Origin of the sequence: Blastomonas sp. (assembly GCF_041747255.1) — a bacterium.
Lineage (GTDB): Bacteria > Pseudomonadota > Alphaproteobacteria > Sphingomonadales > Sphingomonadaceae > Blastomonas.
In genome coordinates, this window is sequence record NZ_JBGTFM010000364.1 from 1 (window position 1) to 6,808 (window position 6,808).

The 6,808-nt window shown below is 62.9% G+C and carries 6 protein-coding genes and 1 pseudogene; 3 read left to right on the forward strand and 4 right to left on the reverse strand.

Translation table 11 applies throughout. The annotated features are described in order from the left end of the window. Positions 1-89 precede the first annotated feature (89 nt). Together ACEW8G_RS12395 and ACEW8G_RS12400 are read left to right on the forward strand one after the other, a co-directional pair. Positions 90-518, forward strand: a complete 429-nt coding sequence (locus ACEW8G_RS12395; protein ID WP_373488724.1) for a MerR family DNA-binding transcriptional regulator — start codon at positions 90-92, stop codon at positions 516-518. 87 nt (positions 519-605) lie between these two features. Continuing rightward, complete coding sequence (locus ACEW8G_RS12400) at positions 606-2,408, forward strand: acyl-CoA dehydrogenase C-terminal domain-containing protein (protein ID WP_373488725.1); 1,803 nt, start codon at positions 606-608, stop codon at positions 2,406-2,408. A 127-nt stretch (positions 2,409-2,535) separates the two neighbouring features. On the opposite strand, the gene ACEW8G_RS12405 is transcribed toward ACEW8G_RS12400, so the two are convergent. The 4 genes from ACEW8G_RS12405 to ACEW8G_RS12420 all read right to left on the reverse strand — a co-directional run bounded on the left by ACEW8G_RS12405 (position 2,536) and on the right by ACEW8G_RS12420 (position 6,219). After that, the gene (locus ACEW8G_RS12405) at positions 2,536-3,078 is read right to left on the reverse strand and encodes a hypothetical protein (RefSeq protein WP_373488726.1); all 543 of its coding nucleotides are present in this window, start codon (positions 3,076-3,078) and stop codon (positions 2,536-2,538) included. A 74-nt stretch (positions 3,079-3,152) separates the two neighbouring features. Next, positions 3,153-3,950 (reverse strand): helix-turn-helix transcriptional regulator, encoded by a 798-nt coding sequence (locus tag ACEW8G_RS12410; protein WP_373488727.1) that lies wholly within the window; start codon positions 3,948-3,950, stop codon positions 3,153-3,155. Positions 3,951-3,973: 23 nt separating this feature from the next. Next, positions 3,974-4,891 carry a cysteine synthase A gene (gene cysK / locus ACEW8G_RS12415; RefSeq protein WP_373488728.1) on the reverse strand — a complete coding sequence of 306 codons (918 nt, stop codon included), beginning with the start codon at positions 4,889-4,891 and terminating at the stop codon, positions 3,974-3,976. Further along, on the reverse strand, positions 4,888-6,219 hold the full coding sequence (locus tag ACEW8G_RS12420) for an MFS transporter (protein ID WP_373488729.1): 1,332 nt from the start codon (positions 6,217-6,219) through the stop codon (positions 4,888-4,890). Before ACEW8G_RS12420 ends, cysK begins: the two co-directional genes overlap by 4 nt. A gap of 181 nt (positions 6,220-6,400) precedes the next feature. On the opposite strand from ACEW8G_RS12420, the pseudogene ACEW8G_RS12425 reads away from it, so the two are divergent. Next, positions 6,401-6,808, forward strand: a pseudogene (locus ACEW8G_RS12425) (DUF885 domain-containing protein); the annotation flags it as partial.

The following is a 6,808-nucleotide window of genomic DNA, read 5'->3' on the forward strand; positions in this document are numbered from 1 at the left end:
CCCGCACCGCCGCCGGGCGCGACAGAAAAAGGCTGTGCACAGGCTGAACCCGCTTGACGTTTACGTTAAGGGAAGATAGCTGTTGCCCCATGCATGATCGTTCCTCTTTAGGCAGAATCGATACCCCCGATCTGCACAACCGCGAGAGCTTTACGATATCGGATCTGTCCGATGAGTTTGGCGTAACTGCGCGCGCTTTGCGCTTTTATGAAGACGAAGGCCTGATCGCGCCCGAGCGCAAGGGCCTCACCCGGGTTTATTCCAAGCGCGACCGGGCGAGGCTCGCCTGGATCATGCGCGCCAAGAATGTCGGCTTCAGCCTTGCGGAAATCCGCGAGATGGTTGATCTTTACGATGTCGGTGACGGCAGGCGCGAACAGCGCCGCGTCACCATTCAGCGCTGCAAGGAGCGGGTCGCCCTGATGCGCAAGCAGAAGAAGGACATCGAAAGCGCGATCACCGAGCTTTCGCAGTTCATCAAGATGGTGGAGCGGGTCGACCGCGAAGACCTGAGCTAGTTTCCGCAGGCGGTTGTCTTTCCTCAGAGGACCACGCCTGCTGCGGGCATATCCCTGCCCGAAACCACAAGTGAGAGGACATAGTCGATGCCCAAATATAATGCCCCTGTGCGCGATACCCAGTTCATCCTCAACGAGGTTTTGGGCATCGAGAAATATGCCAACCTGCCCGGGTTCGACAATGCCTCGCCCGACGTGCTCGATGCGGTGCTGACCGAGGCAGGCAAGTTTGTGGAGGAGGTGCTTTTCCCGCTCAACCAGATTGGCGACCAGCAGGGCTGCACCCGTCACGCTGATGGCTCGGTCACCACCCCCGACGGGTTCAAGGCCGCATACGACCAATATTGCGAGGCCGGCTGGGGCACGCTCGCTGCGCCCGAAGAATTCGGCGGGCAGGGCATGCCGCACATCGTCGGCATTGCGTTTGAAGAGTTCATGGCATCGGGCAACATGGCCTTTGCGATGTATCCCGGCCTCACCCATGGCGCGGTCTCCGCGATCCTCGCCAAGGGCAGCCAGGCGCAGAAGGAAAAGTTCGTCCCCAACATGGTCAGCGGCAAATGGGGCGGCACGATGAACCTCACCGAACCGCATTGCGGCACGGACTTGGGGCTGATCCGCACCAAGGCGGTCCCGCAGGCCGATGGCAGCTTTGCCATCACCGGCACCAAGATCTTCATCTCGTCGGGCGAGCATGACCTCACCGAAAACATCATCCATCTGGTGCTCGCCAAGACCCCTGATGCGCCCGACAACGTCAAGGGCATCTCGCTGTTCATCGTGCCTAAGTTCATCGTCCATGACGATGGCTCGCTGGGCGACCGCAATGCGGTCTCGTGCGGATCGATCGAGCACAAGATGGGCATCCACGGCAATTCAACCTGCGTGATGAACTATGACGGCGCGACCGGCTATCTGATCGGTGACGAAAACAAGGGCCTTGCCGCGATGTTCATCATGATGAACGCGGCGCGGCTGGGCGTTGGCAACCAGGGTCTGGCGATGGGCGAGGTTTCTTACCAGAACGCGGTGCAATATGCTGCTGACCGCCGCCAGGGCCGCGCGCTCACCGGCGCGCAGGATGCAAACGAAAAGGCCGACACGCTGTTCGTCCACCCCGATGTGCGCCGGATGCTGATGGAGGCCAAGGCGATCAACGAAGGGCTGCGCGCGCTCATTCTGTGGGGCGGGCTGCAGGTGGATCTTACCCACAAGGCGCAGACCGAGGAAGAGCGCCAGACGGCGGATGACCTCATCAGCCTGCTCACCCCGGTGATCAAGGGCTATGGCACCGACAAGGGCTATGACATCGCCACCAACATGCAGCAGGTCTATGGCGGCCATGGCTACATCGCCGAATGGGGCATGGAGCAATATGTCCGCGATGCGCGCATCGCAATGATCTACGAAGGCACCAACGGCGTGCAGGCGATGGATCTGGTCGGGCGCAAGCTCGCGCAGAACGGCGGCCGCGCGATCCAGGCGCTGTTTGCGATTATCGATGAGGAATGCGCTGACGCCAAGGGTGACGAACGGCTCGCCGATTTCGCCACCCGGCTTGAGAAGGCATCGGGCGAGCTCAAGGCGGCGACGATGTGGTTCATGCAGAACGGCATGGCCAACCCCAACCACATCGGTGCGGGCGCGCACAGCTATATGCACATCATGGGCATCGTCGCGCTTGGCCTGATGTGGCTGCGGATGATGCGCGCATCGATCACCGCGATTGAGGCGGGCACCGGCAACGCGCAATTCTATGAGACCAAGCTGGTCACCGCGCGCTATTTCGCCGAACGCATCATGCCCGATGCCGGGTCGCTGCGCCGCAAGATCGAGGCCGGCGGCGATGTGATCATGGCGCTCGAGCCAGAGCTGTTCGCGGCGGCGTAATCTCGTTCCATCCTAGGAGTCGCACAATCCTGAAAGCCCCGTCTGAACAATAGGCGGGGCTTTTTTGCGTTTGTCGCCAATTCATTGCAGCCGGGGCAAAGGCCTGTCTCGCGTCAGGAGCAAACCTTTATGGCGTTGCAGGCTGCCGCGTTAGCCGCATCTCAAGAAATTTTGTCCAGCCTTTGGCATCGCTGCCGCGCTCGCCGATCTCGTGCCAGACATCGTTGCCGAACTCGGTCGTATAGCGGATTGTGCCGCCAGGCGTGTCCATGGTCCAGACAAAGCGGCTGCCTTCGACCGTCAGCGGGAAATCGCCCATCATGCCGTTGGCGACGTGCGAACGAAACCGGTAGTGACCGGCATGCTGGTCCCACGCGATGGTTGCCATCGCATCATGCACGGCGAGCGTCGGATTGGCTTTGTTGAAATGCTTGCCGCGCACCAGCAGCACCGTGCCGCCCAGCTCTGACACCACCTCTTCACTCGAGAGAAATTCGGATTTGGAACCATCGGGCAGCAGCATCCAGCCTGCCCCCTGCCAACGCCCGACAAGCGGCGCCAGCAGCCCCATGCGGGCAATGGACTCGGTCGGATCGGGCGCGCGATGTTGCGCGGCCAGCGGTGTGGTCAGCGTAAGCGATGCGATTACGGCCAGGGTCAATCGTTTCATCGGGTATGGCTCCGGATGGTCTACAGGTGCCCAATCCATAGCGGCCAAGCCCATGCGCGGCTTGAACGAAACGGTCACACGTCCCGGGTCGGCTGCAAATTGCTGGCGAAACGATGATCGATGGACCCAAGATACGCGATCAGCTGGCGCGGGGTGACGCCGAAGGTGCGGGCCACATGGCGGTTGAAATGCGCTTGATCGGCAAAGCCTGCATCGGCCGCAATGTGCGCCCATGCGCTGACCGGATGCGACAGCGCCATGATGCAGGCCTGCCGCAGCCGATAGATCTGCGCAAACGCCTTGGGGCTGATCCCGCTGGCAGCGAGAAACCGCCGCCGCAACTGGCGCGGGCTGATCCGAAGCGCGCCTGCCAGCCTATCGACTCGCAGGTTGGCTGGATCGGCAATGATGCGCTGCGCTGCATCGGCAACGACCGGGTCCGGCACAGGTTTGCCTACAGTAAGCGCCATGAACGACGCTGCGACATCATCGATCTGTTCGGGATCAGCGGCAAAGGTGGCGAGCGCATGCGCAAGCAGGTCGTTCGTTGCTGATGATGGCAGTGGTTGCATCTGCCCCACCAGATCGCGTGCCGCCACGGGCAGCAGCGCGGGCGCAGCCCCTGGTTGCAGGCGGATGCCCGCTGCGACCATGCCATGCACGGCGGGCACGACATGCGCATGCGAAGAAGGGCCGGTCAGTCCGCCATGCTGCCCGCCTCCGGGCAGGCAAGACATGCTGATCGACACCATGCCATCAGGCGGAATGATGTGCGAAAATTGCGCGGGATCATCGCGTTCAACAGCAAACCGCCACAAACAGACCGCCCAGGGCAGGCAGGGGTCAGGCAACGGGTATTCGGCGTAGAACATGCCGTTTGGCAGCCGGGATTCGCTTATTCCGGCAGGAAATCAGGTACTGACAGATAGCGTTCGCCGGTATCGTAGTTGAAGCCCAGCACGCGCGCATCCGACGGCAGATCGACAAGCTTCTGCGCAATCGCCGCCAGCGTCGCGCCCGATGAGATGCCGACCAGCAGCCCTTCCTCGCTTGCCGACCGCCGCGCCATCTCCTTGGCATCGGCCGGATCGACCTGGATCGCGCCGTCGATCACCTGGGTGTGCAGGTTGCCCGGGATAAACCCCGCGCCAATGCCCTGGATCGGGTGCGGGCCGGGCTGGCCGCCCGAGATCACCGGCGACAGCGTCGGTTCGACCGCATAGACTTTCAGATTTGGCCAATGCTTCTTCAGCTCCTGCGCGCAGCCGGTGATGTGCCCGCCCGTGCCCACCCCGGTGATGATCACGTCGAGCGGGCTGTCGGCGAAATCGGTGAGGATTTCCTGCGCGGTGGTGCGCACGTGCACCGCGATGTTGGCGGGGTTTTCGAACTGCTGCGGCATCCATGCGCCCGGCGTCCGGTCAACAAGCTCCTGCGCGCGCTCGATGGCGCCCTTCATGCCCTTCTCGCGCGGGGTGAGGTCAAAGGTCGCGCCAAAGGCAAGCATCAGCCGCCGCCGTTCCAGCGACATGCTTTCGGGCATCACCAGCACCAGCCGGTAGCCCTTGACTGCCGCAACCATCGCCAGACCGACGCCGGTGTTGCCCGATGTCGGCTCGATAATCGTGCCGCCCGGCTGCAATGATCCGTCGGCCTCTGCCGCCTCGATCATCGCCAGCGCGATGCGGTCCTTGATCGATCCGCCGGGGTTGGAACGCTCGGACTTGATCCACACCTGTGCATCGCCAAACAGGCGCTTGATGCGGATGTGCGGCGTGTTGCCGATGGTGTTCAAAACGGAGTCGGCGATCATGGCTTGGTCTCTCCTGCTGCGGGTGCGGCGGCGGCCAGGGCCTCACGCGCGTTCGATGGTGGGGGCGGGTCGGTCGCTTCTGGCTCGTTCGGTTCGAAACTGCGGGCAGCGCCGATCTGGGGAAACAGCTTTGCCCACAACGCCGTGATGACTATAGCACCGCCGCCGCCCGCGACAACCGCTGCCACCGGGCCGATGATCCACGCCAGCATCCCCGAAAACGCATCGCCCAGCTCGTTGGAGGCCGAGATGGTGAGCAGGGATACAGCTGACACGCGCCCGCGCTTGTCATCGGGGGTGTTCAGCTGGATCAGCGACTGGCGCACATAGACGCTGAACATGTCCGCCGCGCCCGCAATGAACAGGCATGCTATCGACAGGAGCAAGATCTTGCTGAGCCCGAAAACGATGGTCACCGCGCCGAACAGGAAAACGCTGGCCAGCATCTTGTTGCCGACGTTGACGCGGATCGGACGGAATGAGAACACGAGCGCAACCAGCGCCGCGCCTGCCGCAGGTGCCGAGGCGAGCAGCGACAGCCCCTGTTCGCCGACCTGCAAGATGTCACGCGCGAACACCGGCAGCAGCGCGGTCGATCCAGCGAGGAACACCGCAAACAGATCGAGCGTGATCACGCCCAGCACCAGCTTGTTCTGGCCCACATAGGTCACGCCCTCGATGATCTGCGAGATCGGCCCCTTGCCCTTGTCGATGATCGTACGCGGCACCTTGCCGATGGTGAACATCGCGGCGGCCGCCAGCGCGTAAAGGCTGGCGCTGACCATATAGGGCAAGGCCGGGTTGATCACATACAGCGGCCCGGCCATCGCGGGGCCGATCAGCATGCCTGCCTGCCAGGCGATTGACGACAGCGCGATCGCGGTGGGCAGCGAGGCTTTGGGCACCAGATTGGGGGCCAGCGCACCGAGCGCCGGGCCCATGAAGGCGCGCGCGGTGCCCAGCAGTATCGCGATGCCATAGAGGATCGTCAGGCTCATCAGATCATTGGCGGTAACCCAGGCGAGCGTCGCAGCGATTCCCGTCTGCGCGATCAGCACGGTGCGCGCGACAAAGCGCCGGTCCATCCGGTCCGCCACCCAGCCGACCAAAGGGGTGAGCACAAACAGCGGCGCAAACTGCAGCAGCCCGATCATCCCCAGCCGCGCCGCGCTGGCGGCGATGTCCATCGTCTCGCGCGCGATGTTATAGGCCTGCCAGCTGACGATCAGCATCATCGAATACAGCGCGAGCATCGATGCCAGCCGCACCAGCCAATAGGCACGGTAATTGGCGATCCTGAAGGGGTGCGGGGCGGCGGCAGCGTCCATGCCATGCGCGTTAGGCGAGGCCGCCATGCGCGGCAAGCAAGATGAAGTTGGCCGGGGGGATGATCGGGCTTTTGCGGGGCGTCGGCAGATTTACGCTTTTCAAGCGGGGCGTGTGGTGTCAGCAATGCGTGAATAATCCTCCCCGAGCTTGGCGCGGGGAGGATTGAACAGGGGGGCATTCATGCATTGGTCTATTAAATATCTCGCCGCCGTCTCGCTCGCCGCGTTGACCGCGTCGTGCGGCACCGCGCCGGTGGATGCACCGGTTGAAGGCACCGGGGTCGAGACAAGCTCCGAATGGGGCAAGTTCGTCGATGGCTTCCTCTCCGGATATTTTCCGCGCAACCCGGATTTCGCGGTTTATCAGGGCAAGCATGCTTTTGACGGCAAGCTGCCCGACTGGTCCGAAGCCGGGCTGGCCGACCAGATCGCGTACCTCGAAAAGACTCTTGCTGACGCGCAGGCGATGGAGACCAGCGATTTCTCGCCCGAGCAAAAGTTTGAGCGCAATTATCTGATCGCGGTGGTGGAGGGCAAGCTGTTCTGGCTCAAACAAGCCGACTGGCCGCATCGCAACCCCGCATTTTAC